Origin of the sequence: Vibrio sp. 10N.222.47.A9 (genome assembly GCF_963872585.1) — a bacterium.
Taxonomy (GTDB): Bacteria; Pseudomonadota; Gammaproteobacteria; order Enterobacterales; family Vibrionaceae; genus Vibrio; species Vibrio splendidus.
In genome coordinates, this window is record NZ_CAWNBB010000029.1 from 155,220 (window position 1) to 169,604 (window position 14,385).

Below are 14,385 nucleotides of genomic sequence, written 5' to 3' on the forward strand. Positions count from 1 at the left end.
TCAAGTAACAAGATGATGAAAGGGTTGGACTCAGTGCCAACCCTTTTTTATTATTAAAATATTCTCCCTTCAAACCTACTCTCATGGTTCACTCGCTCATGACTCACTTAATCGAAACCTTCACATTTGTACTTCATCAAAGCGCACTCAAGCCTAGTCGATTGATCGTGGCTTTCAGTGGCGGTGTTGATTCTCGAGTCTTATTGGAGTTAGCAGCACAGTACGCACAAACTTATGACATTGAGTGCTGCGCGGTGCACGTTCACCACGGTTTAAGCCAGAATGCTGATCACTGGGCAGAGCAGTGCCAAACATGGTGTGATGCTTTGTCGGTTTCGTTAGCTATAGAACGAGTCTCGCTGGATATCGACAGTGGTGAGAGCGTAGAAAAGCTGGCTCGAGATGCTCGCTACAATGCGTTTCAGAAGTACCTGAGTTTTGGTGATGTTCTCATTACAGGTCAACACATCGATGATCAACTTGAGACTTTCTTGTTAGCGTTGAAGCGAGGAAGTGGCCCGAAAGGACTCTCTTCTATGGCGAAAGTGATGTCGTTTGGCGAAGCGTTTATTGTGAGGCCTTTGCTGTCAGTGACTCGAGCGGATATTGAAGAATCTGCGCACGACATGGGTTTAACTTGGGTCGAAGATGAGAGTAATCAAGACGTTCGCTTTGACCGCAATTTTATTCGTCATCAAGTCACTCCGGCACTGACCGAGCGTTGGCCTAGTTTCCGAGAGTCAGTCAGTCGTAGTGCTCAGCTATGTGCAGAGCAAGAGTTACTGTTGGATGAGTTGCTTGAATCACACTTTCAGCAAGCTTTAGGGAATAGCCAAAACTTAAGCATTGAGGCGTTATCTCAACACTCAGACTTGTTACGAGCACGCCTGCTAAGAATGTGGTTGAGTCATTGCAATCAACCGATGCCGAGTCAAAAGCAGCTCAAGCTTATTTGGGATGAAGTCGCATGCGCTCAGGCGGACGCCAACCCTAAGCTGGTGTTGAATGATGCCGAAGTTCGACGCTTTAATCATCAGCTCTATTTGGTGAGAGAGACTAAAGACCTATCCGACTGGCAAAGCCATCTTTCAATGGGAGAGAGTTTGACGCTACCCGATGGCTTAGGGGAGCTACGCTTAAATTCAGCACTGAGTGATGGCGCATCGAACAACCGTGATGTGCAAAGCTTTAGTTTGTCGGATACAAACGCAACACTAAGAGTGATCTTTAACCCTGAAGGACTTTCGGCTCACCCTGTTGGGCGCGGGCGTAGTAGAAAACTCAAGAAGCTGTTTCAAGAGTACCAAGTACCCAGTTGGTTAAGACGCAGAACGCCGATATTAATGGATGGCGATCGAGTGATCGCTGTTTTAGGCTTATTCGTAGATAAAAACTACGAAGGTCAAGATTGTGAAGCGCTTTGGAGCAAGTAGAAAAAGTTTGTGTCACAATTCACCGTCACTTTAATAAAAATAATTAATGGAATATGCAATGAAGAAAATTACACTAGGATTAGTTCTCGGACTTGGACTATTGAGTGGTAACGCTCTGGCGGGTGATGTTGCTGCGGGCCAAGCTAAAGCAGCAATCTGTGCGGCTTGTCATGGCGCCGATGGTATCGCTATGATCCCAGGTTACCCAAACCTGAAAGGACAAAACGAGCAGTACATCGTTTCATCGATCAACGCTTACAAAACAAAACAGCGTAATGGTGGCTTGGCCGCTGTGATGCAGGCTCAAGCTTCTATGCTGAGTGATGAAGATATCGCGAATCTAGCCGCTTACTACGCAAGCCTTAAGTAAAACCTTCTCAAAGCGCTGATTAAACAAGATGATAAATTTCGAGCCAGAGCTTTAAAGCTCTGGCTTTTTTCATTGAATGTTTACTATAGCTAACCGATAATGAGCTATTCGCACAGTTTAAGGGATGAACATGAAAAAGATTGAAGCCATTATCAAGCCATTCAAACTTGATGATGTACGTGAAGCACTTGCAGAAGTGGGTATTACGGGTATGACAGTATCTGAAGTTAAAGGCTTTGGACGCCAGAAAGGTCATACTGAGCTATATCGCGGCGCAGAGTACATGGTCGACTTTTTACCTAAAGTGAAATTGGAAATCGTTGTGACCGACGAAGTGGCTGACCAGTGTGTTGATACCATTATCGAAACGGCTCAAACCGGTAAAATCGGCGACGGTAAGATCTTCATTACTGACGTTGAACGTGTGGTACGTATTCGTACTGGCGAGGAAGACGAAGACGCCGTATAAAAAAACTATTACCCTAAAAGGAGCGTTTATCGCTCCTTTTTCATTTCTGGTAGGGTGCTGTATGTTTAAGAAAACCATCATTGTTATCGCCGTATTGATAACGCTTGCTGTCGTTAGTTTTCATTTTATCTTCGTGATCCCGAATAAACCCAACCTGATCACTTCCTCTCAAAGTACCAGTAACGACATCTACAGTTGCTACCAAAACTCCGCACCGAAAGCGATTGATGTGTCTGATGGACTAAGCATTACCGTGTGGAATATCTACAAGCAAAATCGCAGTAATTGGCAGAGTGAACTGAACAAATTGACGGCAGGAAGCGATCTTGTATTGCTGCAAGAAGCGAGTATGACAGAAGAGCTTCGCCAATGGGTGACAAGCGGCCAGTGGGGAAGCACTCGTGTGAATGCGTTTAAAGCCTTTGAACAAAGTGCTGGCGTACTTAACTTAGCGACGCATTTACCGATCGAAGCTTGTGCTTATACTCATGAAGAACCTTGGCTTCAATTGCCTAAATCGGCGCTTTGGTCGCGTTACCAACTAAGCAATGGCGAAGAGTTGGCTGTGATTAATATCCATGCCGTGAACTTTACCTTTGGTACGGAAGATTACGAGGCTCAGCTGAATAGCTTAACTGACAATCTGCAACAGTATCGTGGGCCTGTTATTTTTGCTGGGGATTTTAATAGCTGGAGTGAAGCTCGCTTTGCGGTATTGAAAGGCGCGTTGGAACAGGTCGGTTTGACGGAGGTTGCCTTTGAACCGGATAACCGAACTCAGTTTATGACAGGATTGGTGCTCGACCATGTGTTCTATCGAGGGCTAGAGGTAGAAAATGCAAAAGCGCCCATTACGGACGCTTCTGATCATAACCCTATGCGAGTGACCTTTAAGGCTAAATAGCTATTAGTCATTGGAGCTTAACCATTCGCACGGTAGTTACGTTGGGTAATCTAACGGAGCAAATAGGCTAGAGAGTTTTCGCTAGCCTTACCTCTTCAACTTAAAAGATTAAAATGTAGAGCGCCCAGATTAGGTAGTAGCCAACCCATGGTAAGCCTGAAATCACAAGCGCTTGCCCACGTTCAAACTCAGTCCACGTTAATACTGCAGCATAACCCAACACGATATACCATGGTAATAACAGTGGTAAAGAGCTGGCAAACTGCGACCAATCATTGGTTAGTGGTAACTTGATTAAGCCGTTTAAGCTGTTCAAGTCAGCAGCGTAGCTCATCACTTGTCCATGCTTGAGTATCAGGCTTGCGTAGCTTGCTACGTCACCTAAAACAGCCGGGAATATCACAACCGATGCCGCTGCAAACCATCGCCAAAAGCTATGTTGATGCTGGCTTGGTTTGGTTGCTAGATTAAACCAGAATGCCAACAGAATGATGGTTAATGTTCGGCCAAACACATCGCTGATGATTTCACTCGCGAGTAGGGTATTACTGTCAAGTAACGCCAATTGGTCAGGGTTCGTTTGAGCCAGTTGTTGTGACAATTCTGCACTTAACCATGCAAAATCTACATTCGAAAAATAAGCACCCCAGAATAAAAATGGGCTGAGCATTAATACGACGTAGGGTTGCCATCCCCAAGCACTTCGCTGATAAAGCGCTAAGAAACAAGCTGTTGGTGAACGGAATATATCCAACAGCATGACGAGTGGGTTACTTGACGGGTTCATACACTTACCTTAGTTACATCAACATACAGCTTCAGTTTTTGTCCTGGCTGTAGGTATTTCTTGTTCTGCAAAGCGTTCCATTTTACAACATCTGCGCTTTTTACTTTGAACTTTGATGCAATACCGCTGACTGTGTCACCTGATCTTACGTTATAAAAGACAGTTCGAATGATGGCACCGTCGGAACTATTCTTCCAAATGACCAGTTCTTGACCAATTCGAAGCGTGTCGCGTGGCCCCATACCATTCCACTTAGCCAGTGATTGATGAGATACCTTATTTGCGCGTGCAATCGTCCATAGGCTGTCACCACTTTTTACGGTATGACTAAGCTTATATTGACCTCGACTCTTCGACTGTGTGCTTGCTAGGCGATTTGAAGCGCTTAGTGCGTATGTCTTGTCGTCTTTGGTGGATGTTGGGATAAGTAAGTGCTGTCCAATACGAATATTGTTGTTGCTTAAACCGTTTGCAGAGCGGATCACTTTGCTGGTGGTGTTATATTTACTTGCTAGTACGCTAATGCTGTCACCAGACTGAACCTTGTAACGCACCAATTTCATGCCTTTGCCTTTATTGGCCGCCACTTCTTTGTTGAACTTTTCAACAGAGCCTAGAGGAAGCAATAATTGCTGATGCTTTTCAGGTGCCGTCGCCCATTGGTTATAAGCGGGGTTGTAGCCTTGCAGCTCTTTGACTGGAATACCTGCGTAGCTTGCAGCAATCGCTAAATCAAGCTGTTCGTTTGGGTTAACCAGGGCCAGTACTGGCTTATTTGGAATCGCAGGGATATCGATGCCATACTTTTCTTGGTTGGCAATCACATCAGCTAGAGCAAGCAGTTTAGGTACGTAGCTGCTGGTCTCTCTTGGTAAGTCCAAAGAGAAGAAGTCGATTGGCTTACCCAGCTTCTTGTTCTTGCGGATAGCACTGTTTACACGACCGCCACCACTATTATAGGCAGCAATGGCATGGTTCCAATCGCCATCGAAACGTCGGTTAAGGTCTGAGAGGAAATCCAATGCGGCGTCAGTAGAGGCAGCCACATCACGACGACCGTCGTACCAGAAGTTCTGTTCAAGCCCGTAGTCTTTGCCTGTGCCAGAAATGAATTGCCATAGACCTGCTGCGCTGCCATGAGAGTAGGCAAACGCATCGAAAGAACTTTCTACAACGGGTAATAGTGCCAATTCTAGTGGTAAGCCTTTTTCTTCAATCTTAGTTGTGATCAGATAAAGGAAAGGTTCAGCACGTTGTGAGACGGTTTTTAGATGACTAGGGTGCTTTAAATACCAAGTTCGGTAGTAATCAACCTTCTTTTGGTCGGGTACTTCCATTTCAAGTTGCATCGCAATACGTTTCCAAACATCTTCTTGTGTTTGTGGAGTAACGACAGGTGCTTCAACTTTTTGATCTTCTTTGGCTGTTGCTTCTGATGAAGCGTTCGCTTGAGAAACTTCTTTAGTAGGAGATGTGTTGGTTTGCTCGGAAGCTTGGTCTGGATTCTCTGACTGAGTTAATTGGCAACCAGAAAGTAGTAATACCAAAGCCCAGCTGTACTTAACTCGCATGTTACAGCCTTTTTAATTAACGGCCGGTGATAATACTTGCCACCCCCTATGAGTGACAAGTCTGTATTTGTTAAAATTCGTTCTTCCACGCACGTAAAGCGGTAAATACCGATAAAGGATCGGTCTGCTCAGTACGATTAGATACTGATTTCACTACACTTGGCTCGGTATAGCGCAAGAAAGGGTTCACAAACTTCTCTTGTCTCAAATTTGTGGGGATGGTCGACTTATTCTGAGCTCGGAGTCGGTTCACTTGGTCGCGATATTGCTGCAAATGTTGGTTGTCAGGCTCAACCGCTAATGCGAAAGCGATGTTCGCGGCGGTGTATTCATGAGCACAGTAAACCTCGGTTTCTTGAGGAAGTGCTGTGATCTTGTTCAGTGCATCAAACATTTGCTGTGGCGTGCCTTCCATGATTCGACCACAGCCTGCTGAAAACAGCACATCGCCACAAAATAGTTTGGCATCGCCCACATAACCAATGTGACCAGCGGTGTGGCCACTGAGCCCGAGTACTAAAAAGACTTCACCAAACAATTCTAATTGGTCACCATCATCAACGGGGTGAGTTAAGGTCGGGATCGGTTCATTCCTTGGACCCACTACATCTATGCTTGGAAACTGTCTGACTAGTTCTGGAACGCCACCAATGTGATCATGGTGGTGGTGTGTAATCAAGATTGCATCTAAAGTTAGCTCATGATGTGCTAAGTACTCTAATACTGGAGCCGCATCACCAGGGTCGACGACAGCACAACGACGATCGCTATTTTGAATCAGCCAGATGTAATTGTCGTTAAATGCAGGTATGCTTTTGATATGTAACATTATTGATTCTCCAGTCACTTTTAGTGAGACAGAATAAGTGAGACAGGTTATTGATGAAGCCAGCACGTAGCAGAAAGAAGTTTGAGCGTCCTTACACTTGGGCACAATTGCACAATGGGGACTGGTTGAGAGAATCTATTCAAACTCGACTCGATGAGTGGTGCCCAAAGCTATTTGGTTACCATATGCTCAAGCTTGGCGGTCTCAGTAGTGAGATTTCTAGCTGCACATGCAACATTCAACATCAAGTAAACCTAGATATCCAGAACCCATTACATAATGTGATAGCGGATGTCTATAATTTACCCTTTTTGGAGAAAAGCTTTGATGTTGTGGTGCTGAGTCATCAGTTAGATTATAGCAATGACCCGCATCGATTATTGAGAGAAGTCGACCGAGTGATGATGGACGATGGTTATATCATCATTACTGGCTTCAATCCGTTTAGTATTACCGGACTCGCAAGTTTACTGCCTTGGCGAAAGAACAGCTTGCCTTGGAGTGGACGTATGTACACGCCAAACCGAATTAAAGACTGGTTAGGTGTATTGAACTACGAAGTGATTCATTGCGATACCTATGCACTATTTCCGATGAGTAAGTATCAGGCGATGTGGACGTGGTTGGAGAATAGTTTAGGCGGCTGTGCTTCCTTTGCTGGCAGCCAATACTTTATTGTTGCTCGTAAACGAACTTACCCACTTAAGCCTATCAAGCCACATTGGCACCTTAAGCGACGTTTCTCTCCGGTTGGAGCAAGCTTTAGAACCAATACGCGTCGTACCATGGATTCAGCTAAAGCTTCATATCCGTTGAAAACAGAAAAAGCCGACTAGTAGTCGGCTTTTGATCTATTAATTAGGTTAATCAATTATCAACTAGTTTGAGAAGCTATCAATCAGGTTAGGAAACTATCAATCAGGTTTGGAAAGTATGAATCTGTTTCTGAAATCTGCATCTCATTTAAAAGACGGTTAGCTTGGTTGATAGCCCGTATCTTCTTGAGTCGGATTCTCCGCTGCATTTCGCGCTAAGTCATCACACATTTCATTTTCTCGGTGCCCAGCGTGTCCTTTAACCCAGCGCCAATCAACACTATGACGAGCAGTTTCTTTATCGAGCCTTTGCCACAGGTCTGCGTTTTTAACCGGTTTCTTGTCGGCGGTTTTCCAGTCACGCTTTTTCCAGTTGTGGATCCACTGTGTGATGCCTTGGCGAACGTATTGGCTATCCGTGGTCAGAATCACGGAGCAAGGTTCCTTGAGTGCTTGGAGAGCGATGACAGCTGCGAGCATTTCCATACGGTTGTTGGTCGTTAGTGTAAAGCCTTCGGCTAGTGTCTTTTCTACTTTTTTATAGCGAAGTACGATGCCATAGCCACCAGGACCTGGGTTGCCTAAACAAGAACCGTCAGTGAAAATTTCAACTTGTTTCGTCATGATTTGATACTATTACCTCAAGCACATTATCGGCATAGTCTGACACAGTTATCCTTATGAATACCAGTAGCACTCCAGAACAAAACACGAACGAAAAAAACAGTTCGGACGAAAATAAGCGCATCATTGTACTCGATACCGAAACCACCGGTATGAATACAGAAGGTGGCCCTCACTATATGGGGCATCGCATCGTTGAGATTGGTGCGGTAGAGATCATCAACCGTAGGCTGACCGGGCGTCACTTCCACGTCTATATAAAGCCCGATCGTGCGATTCAAGAAGAGGCGATTGGCGTTCACGGTATTACCGATGAATTCTTGATTGATAAGCCAGAATACCAAGACATACATAAAGAGTTTCTCGACTTTATCAAAGGTGCTGAGCTGGTAGCTCATAACGCGCCCTTCGATACGGGCTTTATGGATTATGAGTTTGAGAAGCTCAACCCAGCGATAGGTAAAACGGATGACTACTGTAAAGTTACCGATACCTTGGCCATGGCGAAGAAGATCTTTCCAGGCAAAAGAAACAACCTAGATATCTTATGTGATCGTTACGGTATTGATAACTCGCACCGTACTCTCCACGGCGCATTGCTCGATGCGGAGATCCTAGCCGACGTCTATTTATTGATGACGGGTGGGCAAACTTCGCTGCAATTTAACGCCGGGCAAAAGGAAGGTGAAGGTGAAAGTATACGAAGAGCAGAAAGTGGTCGAAAATCCCTAAAGGTTTTACGAGCTACGGCCGATGAAGTAGAAGCGCATCAAAGTCGTTTAGATCTCGTCGAGAAAAGCGGAAGCTGCCTCTGGCGTCAGTAGGGAGAAAGTATGTTAAGGGTATTGGCTACCGGTTGCTTATTGTTGTTAAGCTTTAGCTTACATGCGGCAACAGAATCCGTAATGAGTTTATTGGACAACCGTTTTCGCGTTGATCCCAGTATTGAACAAGTCACCTTTGTGATTTATCGAGCCGATAACTCTAAACCTGTCGTTTTGGTTCGTCCGGATGGCAAGAAATATTACTCTTGGCGCAATGCTGATAATGTCCGTTGGTACGAAGAATCATCCATGGACATCATATCTATCGACAAACCGATGCCAGGACCTTGGCAAGCGGTAGGTAAAGTCTCACCTAAGAACAACATCAAGCTATTGTCTCACCTTGTTTTGGATGCCAATGACTTCCCAGACAAACTGTATCAAACCGAACACATTAAATTTACGGCTCGTTTGACCTCTGACGGCAAGCCTCTTGTGCTGCGTGATTTTTTAGATCGCGTGAAACTTAAGGTCACTTTTACTAAGTTCGTTGAAAATGAAGAGTCTTTAGTGAGAGAGGCGCGCCCAATTCCGGTTGTGATGGGCGAGTTTGCCGACGATGGCAGTGGTCTTGATGAACAAGCCGGAGATGGCGTTTTCACTGTGTCGTTGCCGATTGATATTGAGCCCGGTAAATACCGCGCGCGTATTACTTCTGGCAATGGTGTGTTCCTGCGAGCGCAAGAGCAAGAAGTTTTGGTGTACCCAACACCGATCACTACAACCTTCATTCAGTCTCGAAAAGAGGGGCAGCCTCATACGATTGTCGTTTCAGGGGAGCCGGGCATGATTGCGCCTAGTTCGTTAGCGGTTCATGTTGAACACAAGGCTCCGGATGAATACGAAATGTATAAGCAGGGCCAAGCTGAGGTCGATGCAATGAAAGTCGCTTTAGAGCTGCCTTATAATGGCGATTTGGGGATTTATAACTGGTCGGGGATGGTTTACGCTACTGATGCCTCAAGCCAACGTCCACTGATCTTTCCCATTACCGAGCACTCGTACAGCGTTGTTGAAGATATCGACTTAGCGGAGTCACGACGTCTGCAAGAAGAAGCGCTTGCTGAGCAAAAGCGTATCGCAGCAGAGTTGATGATACTTCAGAAGCGAGAAGATGACAGACAGCGCAGTATGATCATTATTGCGGTGGGTAATGTGGTCGCGATTCTATTAGGTTTATTGATTTGGTTTGTGGTTCGTCGGGTAAAGGCGAAGAAAAAAGCTCAACCAGAGATGCAGCTTAAGGCTCCTAAGTAACTCGCTTATATCATTAGAGTTGTCCTGAGAGAGCAAACGTCGGGACAACAAACCTCGAGAGACTAAACTTAGATAGTGTAAGCTTCGAGAATGTCAGCATTAAAATTTGTGACAACGATGTCATGAACAAAAAAAACGGGACTCATAGGAGTCCCGTTTTTGTTTCTTTTTCTAACCTTAAGCGACGTTATCAATCGATTGGTCTGGGTACTGAGACTTTGCTGCAAGCTCTTCTGGAGAGAAGTCGTCAACGTTAATCGTGTACAGTCTATGTTCCTCTGCGCTAATCAGCAAATTTGCCTCTTCTTGCGTTAAGATGCCTTTCTCTAACCCTAATTGAGCCACAAGGTCTAGTCGTAAGAAAGCGCTCTTTTGGTGCGTCTCTTTGCAGACTTTGTTGAATAGAGGTTCTGCTTGAAGAATCACTTCTAACGCTTTTTCAATCTTACCTACTGGGTTGTATTCAGTCGCTTCCAAGTATTGGCCACGGCCGATACGAGAACGTGTTTCGCTTGGCGTTTGTAGAATGTGCGCGACTTGGCTATCCAGTTTGTCGTTTGGTGCACGACGAATGCGACCGAATGGCATCAACACAACACGAAGTAAACGGCCAATCACAGGATTAGGGAAGTTCGCTAGGAACTCATCAATCGCAACTTCAGTCTGACGTAAACTATCTTGCATACCCCAATGTACTAACGGTAAGTCTTCAGCGTGGCTGCCTTCACTTTCGAAGCGCTTAAGTGTTGCTGAACCTAGGTACAGTTGGCTTAGGATATCGCCTAATCTTGCTGATAGGCGCTCTCTGCGTTTCAGTGAACCACCCAAAACGGCCATTGAAATGTCAGAAAGTAGCGCTAAGTTGGCACTGTAGCGGTTCAATTTTTGGTAGTAGCGTTGAGTTTGTTTGTCCGCTTTATTAGATGGTGTTGGCGTGTCTGAGCCTCGACCATCAGTTAAACCAAACCACACACTGCGGACTAGGTTGCTCATCGTAAAGCTAACGTGTCCTGCTAACGCTGAATCAAACTTATCCAGTGCATCGCTGCTTTCAGAATAAGCGGCTTCCATTTCATTCAGTACGTAAGGATGACAACGAATTGCACCTTGACCATAGATGATCATCGAACGAGTTAGGATGTTGGCACCTTCCACGGTAATCGCGATTGGCGCGCCTTGGTAGCTACGAGCTAAGAAGTTTGATGGACCTAAGCAAATACCTTTACCACCGACGATATCCATCGCATCGATGATGCTGCGTTGGCCACGGTGAGTACAGTGGTACTTCACGATTGCTGAGATAACCGAAGGCTTTTCGCCAAGATCGATACCTGCAACCGTTAGGTTACTCGCTGCATCCATTACGTAGGCATTACCTGCTAAGCGTGCAAGCGGCTCTTCAACCCCTTCCATACGACCAATAGGTTGTTTGAACTGGCGACGAATGCGAGCGTAAGCACCGGTTGCCAGCGCAGCCGATTTAATGCCGCCCGTTGAGTTTGAAGGCAGTGTGATACCACGACCAACAGATAGACACTCAACTAGCATACGCCAGCCTTGGCCGGCCATTTTCTGGCCACCAATGATGAAATCGATAGGAACGAAGAGATCATCACCTTGGGTTGGGCCATTTTGGAACGGTACGTTAAGTGGGGAGTGACGATTACCAATCTTCACGCCTTTTAAATCTGTAGGGATAAGCGCGCAAGTGATACCGAGCTCTTGCTTGTCACCAAGTAGGCCGTCTGGATCTCGTAATTTAAACGCAAGTCCCAATACTGTTGCGACAGGTGCAAGGGTAATGTAGCGCTTGTTCCAAGTGAGTCGCATACCTAGAACTTCTTCGCCTTGCCATTGACCTTTGCATACGATGCCGTAATCGGGGATTGAACCTGCATCTGAGCCTGCTTCTGGGCTAGTTAGGGCAAAACAAGGGATCTCTTTACCTTCCGCTAAGCGGGGTAGGTAGTGGTTTCTTTGTTCTTCTGTACCGTAGTGCTGCAATAGCTCACCGGGGCCTAGCGAGTTAGGTACGCCAACGGTTGATGACAATACGCTAGAAACGCCCGTTAGCTTTTGTAGCACTAAAGATTGAGCGTAAGCTGAGAATTCTAAACCGCCATACTTTTTCTTGATGATCATTGCGAAGAATTTATGGTCTTTCAGGTATTGCCATACTTCTGGTGGCAAATCAGCCAGCTCATGCGTTACTTGGTAATCATTGACCATTTCACACACTGTATTTACTGGACCATCTAAAAATGCTTGCTCAGCTTCAGACAGCTTAGGGTCAGCGATGTTTTGAAGTTTCTTCCATTCAGGCTTGCCTTTGAACAGCTCTGCTTCCCACCACACAGTACCAGCTTCTAATGCTTCCTTTTCTGTCTGAGACATTGCAGGCAGTACTTTTTTAAACAAAGAAAGTGCTTTTTGACTGATGATAGTCTGACGAATTGCCGGTACAGCAAAAATCGCAATGGCTGAGAGATAGCAAAGCCAGCCAGTGACAGCAACGCCGCCAAACAGTGTTAATGCTACCATTGTGCCGGTTAATACGATTAATGCGCGTACTAGGCTAACTCTATGGTAAAGACAGACGCTTAAGACGGCTGTCATGCCGAGTAGGGAGAGCAATATGTTCATGATCGATTTCCTTTTCAGAGATCACTTATTGTTATTAAGTTTAGGTAAGAGGTCTAACCAGTCAAGTGTAAACAAAATATTAAATATTTGTAAAACTCCAAGGTGGGTAAAAAGTGATCTCAATAGAGTTAAAGTTCTAATTGTGAGAGGTTGGTGGCGAATATTTGGGCGGTTCGGCAGTGAGACTCTAATTAAGGTGGCAATCTTTGGGCTTAAGTGTCGACACTATTTCATGTTTGTGGGTAAACTCAGTAATAAAGAGGGGGAAACCCCCAGTTCTCATTTCGCGCACTTTAAGTTGCGTCAAAAAAATAAGAGATAAGCCTTATGTACCATGACCTAATCAAAAGTGAATTGAACGAAGCTGCTGACGTTCTTAATAAGTTCTTGAGTGATGACCATAACATTGCCCAAATTGAAGCTGCCGCAAAACTGATTGCAGATTCATTTAAGCAAGAGGGTAAAGTACTTTCTTGTGGTAACGGTGGCTCACACTGTGATGCGATGCACTTCGCGGAAGAGCTTACTGGCCGATACCGTGAAAATCGTCCAGGTTACGCTGGTATTGCGATTTCAGATCCTAGCCATTTATCTTGTGTAAGTAACGACTTTGGCTACGACCACGTATTTTCTCGTTATGTAGAAGCGGTAGGTCGTAAGGGGGACGTGTTGTTTGGTTTATCGACTTCAGGTAACTCTGCCAACATTTTGAAAGCGATTGAAGCTGCTCAAGCTAAAGGCATGAAAACCATTGCGCTAACCGGTAAAGATGGCGGTAAAATGGCAGGTTGTGCCGATATCGAAATTCGAGTTCCACATTTTGGTTACGCTGACCGCATCCAAGAGATTCACATTAAGATCATCCATATTGTGATTCAGCTTGTTGAAAAAGAAATGGAATAATAGTTTTAAAGACATTTGGGGCCCAACTTAGGCTCCATTGGTTTTGATAGGGAGTAGATTAAACCATGTGTGAATTGCTCGGTATGAGCGCGAATGTGCCAACTGATATTTGTTTTAGCTTTACTGGTCTTATGCAGCGTGGAGGCAATACCGGCCCGCACCGCGATGGCTGGGGTATTACTTTCTATGAAGGAAAGGGTTTCCGTACGTTTAAAGATCCTAACCCTAGTTGTGAATCCAAGATCGCTGAGTTGGTTCAAAACTACCCAATTAAAAGTCAAGCTGTTGTCAGTCATATCCGTCAAGCTAATCGTGGTGGCGTTAATCTAGAAAATACTCACCCATTTACCCGTGAGCTTTGGGGACGATACTGGACCTTCGCCCATAATGGCCAATTAACGGATTACGATGATCTGGTTAGTGGTCGTTTCAGACCGGTCGGTGAGACGGACAGTGAACTGTCTTTCTGTTGGTTAGTGAAACAACTAGAAGATCGTTTTCCTGAGCCACCTCAAGACATGGAAGGTATGTTTCGCTTTGTCGCTGAGTGTTGTGACCAGCTAAGAGAGAAAGGCGTCTTCAACATGTTACTCAGTGATGGCGAGTATGTGATGACCTACTGTACGAATCATTTGTACTGGATAACAAGACGCGCGCCTTTTGGTAATGCGAGCCTGATTGATGAAGATGTTGAGATAAACTTCCAAGAAGAGACCACGCCGAATGATGTGGTCACGGTGGTAGCAACTCAGCCTCTAACATGCAATGAAGAGTGGTTTAGAATGAAGCCGGGCGAATACGCGTTGTTTCATTTTGGTGAGCTGATCGGCAATAACCACAAAGCATTGGAAGATGTTGCTTATGCACCTAAAAAGGTTGCAAGCCAAGCACCAACTGAGCCATTGAGCTAAACGTTCCGAATAGTATCATTTTTGATCCGAACAAAAGAAAGGCCG

14 protein-coding genes are annotated in these 14,385 nt (G+C 45.3%); 9 read left to right on the forward strand and 5 right to left on the reverse strand.

The window, feature by feature from the left end:
- Positions 1–98 precede the first annotated feature (98 nt).
- The 4 genes from tilS to AACT19_RS08070 all read left to right on the forward strand — a co-directional run bounded on the left by tilS (position 99) and on the right by AACT19_RS08070 (position 3,176).
- Complete coding sequence (gene tilS / locus AACT19_RS08055) at positions 99–1,433, forward strand: tRNA lysidine(34) synthetase TilS (protein WP_076645953.1); 1,335 nt, start codon at positions 99–101, stop codon at positions 1,431–1,433.
- Between the two features lie 58 nt (positions 1,434–1,491).
- Positions 1,492–1,803 (forward strand): c-type cytochrome, encoded by a 312-nt coding sequence (locus tag AACT19_RS08060; RefSeq protein WP_029222103.1) that lies wholly within the window; start codon positions 1,492–1,494, stop codon positions 1,801–1,803.
- A 130-nt stretch (positions 1,804–1,933) separates the two neighbouring features.
- Positions 1,934–2,272 (forward strand): nitrogen regulatory protein P-II, encoded by a 339-nt coding sequence (gene glnB, locus AACT19_RS08065; RefSeq protein ID WP_004738609.1) that lies wholly within the window; start codon positions 1,934–1,936, stop codon positions 2,270–2,272.
- 61 nt (positions 2,273–2,333) lie between these two features.
- Positions 2,334–3,176: an endonuclease/exonuclease/phosphatase family protein gene (locus AACT19_RS08070; RefSeq protein WP_076645954.1), complete on the forward strand. Its 843-nt coding sequence runs from the start codon at positions 2,334–2,336 to the stop codon at positions 3,174–3,176.
- 100 nt (positions 3,177–3,276) lie between these two features.
- On the opposite strand, the gene AACT19_RS08075 is transcribed toward AACT19_RS08070, so the two are convergent.
- From AACT19_RS08075 to gloB, 3 genes are all read right to left on the reverse strand, one after another.
- On the reverse strand, positions 3,277–3,963 hold the full coding sequence (locus AACT19_RS08075) for a YIP1 family protein (protein WP_004734331.1): 687 nt from the start codon (positions 3,961–3,963) through the stop codon (positions 3,277–3,279).
- A complete protein-coding gene (locus AACT19_RS08080) occupies positions 3,960–5,534 on the reverse strand; it encodes a LysM peptidoglycan-binding domain-containing protein (RefSeq protein WP_065681347.1) in 1,575 nt (524 codons plus the stop codon). Before AACT19_RS08080 ends, AACT19_RS08075 begins: the two co-directional genes overlap by 4 nt.
- A 70-nt stretch (positions 5,535–5,604) precedes the next feature.
- Positions 5,605–6,363 (reverse strand): hydroxyacylglutathione hydrolase, encoded by a 759-nt coding sequence (gene gloB, locus AACT19_RS08085; RefSeq protein WP_004734329.1) that lies wholly within the window; start codon positions 6,361–6,363, stop codon positions 5,605–5,607.
- A gap of 53 nt (positions 6,364–6,416) precedes the next feature.
- Here gloB and AACT19_RS08090 point away from each other — a divergent pair, with 53 nt between their 5' ends.
- Entirely contained in the window at positions 6,417–7,199 is a 783-nt protein-coding gene (locus AACT19_RS08090) for a class I SAM-dependent methyltransferase (RefSeq protein WP_004734328.1), read from the forward strand.
- 138 nt (positions 7,200–7,337) lie between these two features.
- Here AACT19_RS08090 and rnhA read toward each other — a convergent pair whose 3' ends face one another.
- Complete coding sequence (gene rnhA, locus AACT19_RS08095) at positions 7,338–7,802, reverse strand: ribonuclease HI (protein WP_004734327.1); 465 nt, start codon at positions 7,800–7,802, stop codon at positions 7,338–7,340.
- Positions 7,803–7,858: 56 nt separating this feature from the next.
- On the opposite strand from rnhA, the gene dnaQ reads away from it, so the two are divergent.
- Together dnaQ and AACT19_RS08105 are read left to right on the forward strand one after the other, a co-directional pair.
- Positions 7,859–8,626: a DNA polymerase III subunit epsilon gene (dnaQ, locus tag AACT19_RS08100; RefSeq protein WP_017084141.1), complete on the forward strand. Its 768-nt coding sequence runs from the start codon at positions 7,859–7,861 to the stop codon at positions 8,624–8,626.
- A 9-nt stretch (positions 8,627–8,635) separates the two neighbouring features.
- Complete coding sequence (locus tag AACT19_RS08105) at positions 8,636–9,883, forward strand: TIGR03503 family protein (protein WP_076645955.1); 1,248 nt, start codon at positions 8,636–8,638, stop codon at positions 9,881–9,883.
- A gap of 177 nt (positions 9,884–10,060) precedes the next feature.
- Here AACT19_RS08105 and fadE read toward each other — a convergent pair whose 3' ends face one another.
- A complete protein-coding gene (fadE, locus tag AACT19_RS08110; protein ID WP_076645956.1) occupies positions 10,061–12,526 on the reverse strand; it encodes an acyl-CoA dehydrogenase FadE in 2,466 nt (821 codons plus the stop codon).
- 327 nt (positions 12,527–12,853) lie between these two features.
- Here fadE and lpcA point away from each other — a divergent pair, with 327 nt between their 5' ends.
- Positions 12,854–13,429 carry a D-sedoheptulose 7-phosphate isomerase gene (gene lpcA, locus AACT19_RS08115; protein ID WP_004734322.1) on the forward strand — a complete coding sequence of 192 codons (576 nt, stop codon included), beginning with the start codon at positions 12,854–12,856 and terminating at the stop codon, positions 13,427–13,429.
- Positions 13,430–13,494: 65 nt separating this feature from the next.
- Positions 13,495–14,340: a class II glutamine amidotransferase gene (locus AACT19_RS08120; protein WP_017079424.1), complete on the forward strand. Its 846-nt coding sequence runs from the start codon at positions 13,495–13,497 to the stop codon at positions 14,338–14,340.
- Positions 14,341–14,385 lie beyond the last annotated feature (45 nt).

What these genes read in the sequence shown, in the direction of transcription:
- AACT19_RS08090 (WP_004734328.1), top strand. Translation starts at nt 6,417, where the DNA reads ATGAAGCCAGCACGTAGCAGAAAGAAGTTTGAGCGTCCTTACACTTGG.
- rnhA (WP_004734327.1), bottom strand. Translation starts at nt 7,802, where the DNA reads ATGACGAAACAAGTTGAAATTTTCACTGACGGTTCTTGTTTAGGCAAC.
- AACT19_RS08060 (WP_029222103.1), top strand. Translation starts at nt 1,492, where the DNA reads ATGAAGAAAATTACACTAGGATTAGTTCTCGGACTTGGACTATTGAGT.
- lpcA (WP_004734322.1), top strand. Translation starts at nt 12,854, where the DNA reads ATGTACCATGACCTAATCAAAAGTGAATTGAACGAAGCTGCTGACGTT.
- dnaQ (WP_017084141.1), top strand. Translation starts at nt 7,859, where the DNA reads ATGAATACCAGTAGCACTCCAGAACAAAACACGAACGAAAAAAACAGT.
- fadE (WP_076645956.1), bottom strand. Translation starts at nt 12,526, where the DNA reads ATGAACATATTGCTCTCCCTACTCGGCATGACAGCCGTCTTAAGCGTC.
- glnB (WP_004738609.1), top strand. Translation starts at nt 1,934, where the DNA reads ATGAAAAAGATTGAAGCCATTATCAAGCCATTCAAACTTGATGATGTA.
- AACT19_RS08070 (WP_076645954.1), top strand. Translation starts at nt 2,334, where the DNA reads ATGTTTAAGAAAACCATCATTGTTATCGCCGTATTGATAACGCTTGCT.
- AACT19_RS08105 (WP_076645955.1), top strand. Translation starts at nt 8,636, where the DNA reads ATGTTAAGGGTATTGGCTACCGGTTGCTTATTGTTGTTAAGCTTTAGC.
- AACT19_RS08080 (WP_065681347.1), bottom strand. Translation starts at nt 5,534, where the DNA reads ATGCGAGTTAAGTACAGCTGGGCTTTGGTATTACTACTTTCTGGTTGC.
- gloB (WP_004734329.1), bottom strand. Translation starts at nt 6,363, where the DNA reads ATGTTACATATCAAAAGCATACCTGCATTTAACGACAATTACATCTGG.
- AACT19_RS08075 (WP_004734331.1), bottom strand. Translation starts at nt 3,963, where the DNA reads ATGAACCCGTCAAGTAACCCACTCGTCATGCTGTTGGATATATTCCGT.
- tilS (WP_076645953.1), top strand. Translation starts at nt 99, where the DNA reads ATGACTCACTTAATCGAAACCTTCACATTTGTACTTCATCAAAGCGCA.
- AACT19_RS08120 (WP_017079424.1), top strand. Translation starts at nt 13,495, where the DNA reads ATGTGTGAATTGCTCGGTATGAGCGCGAATGTGCCAACTGATATTTGT.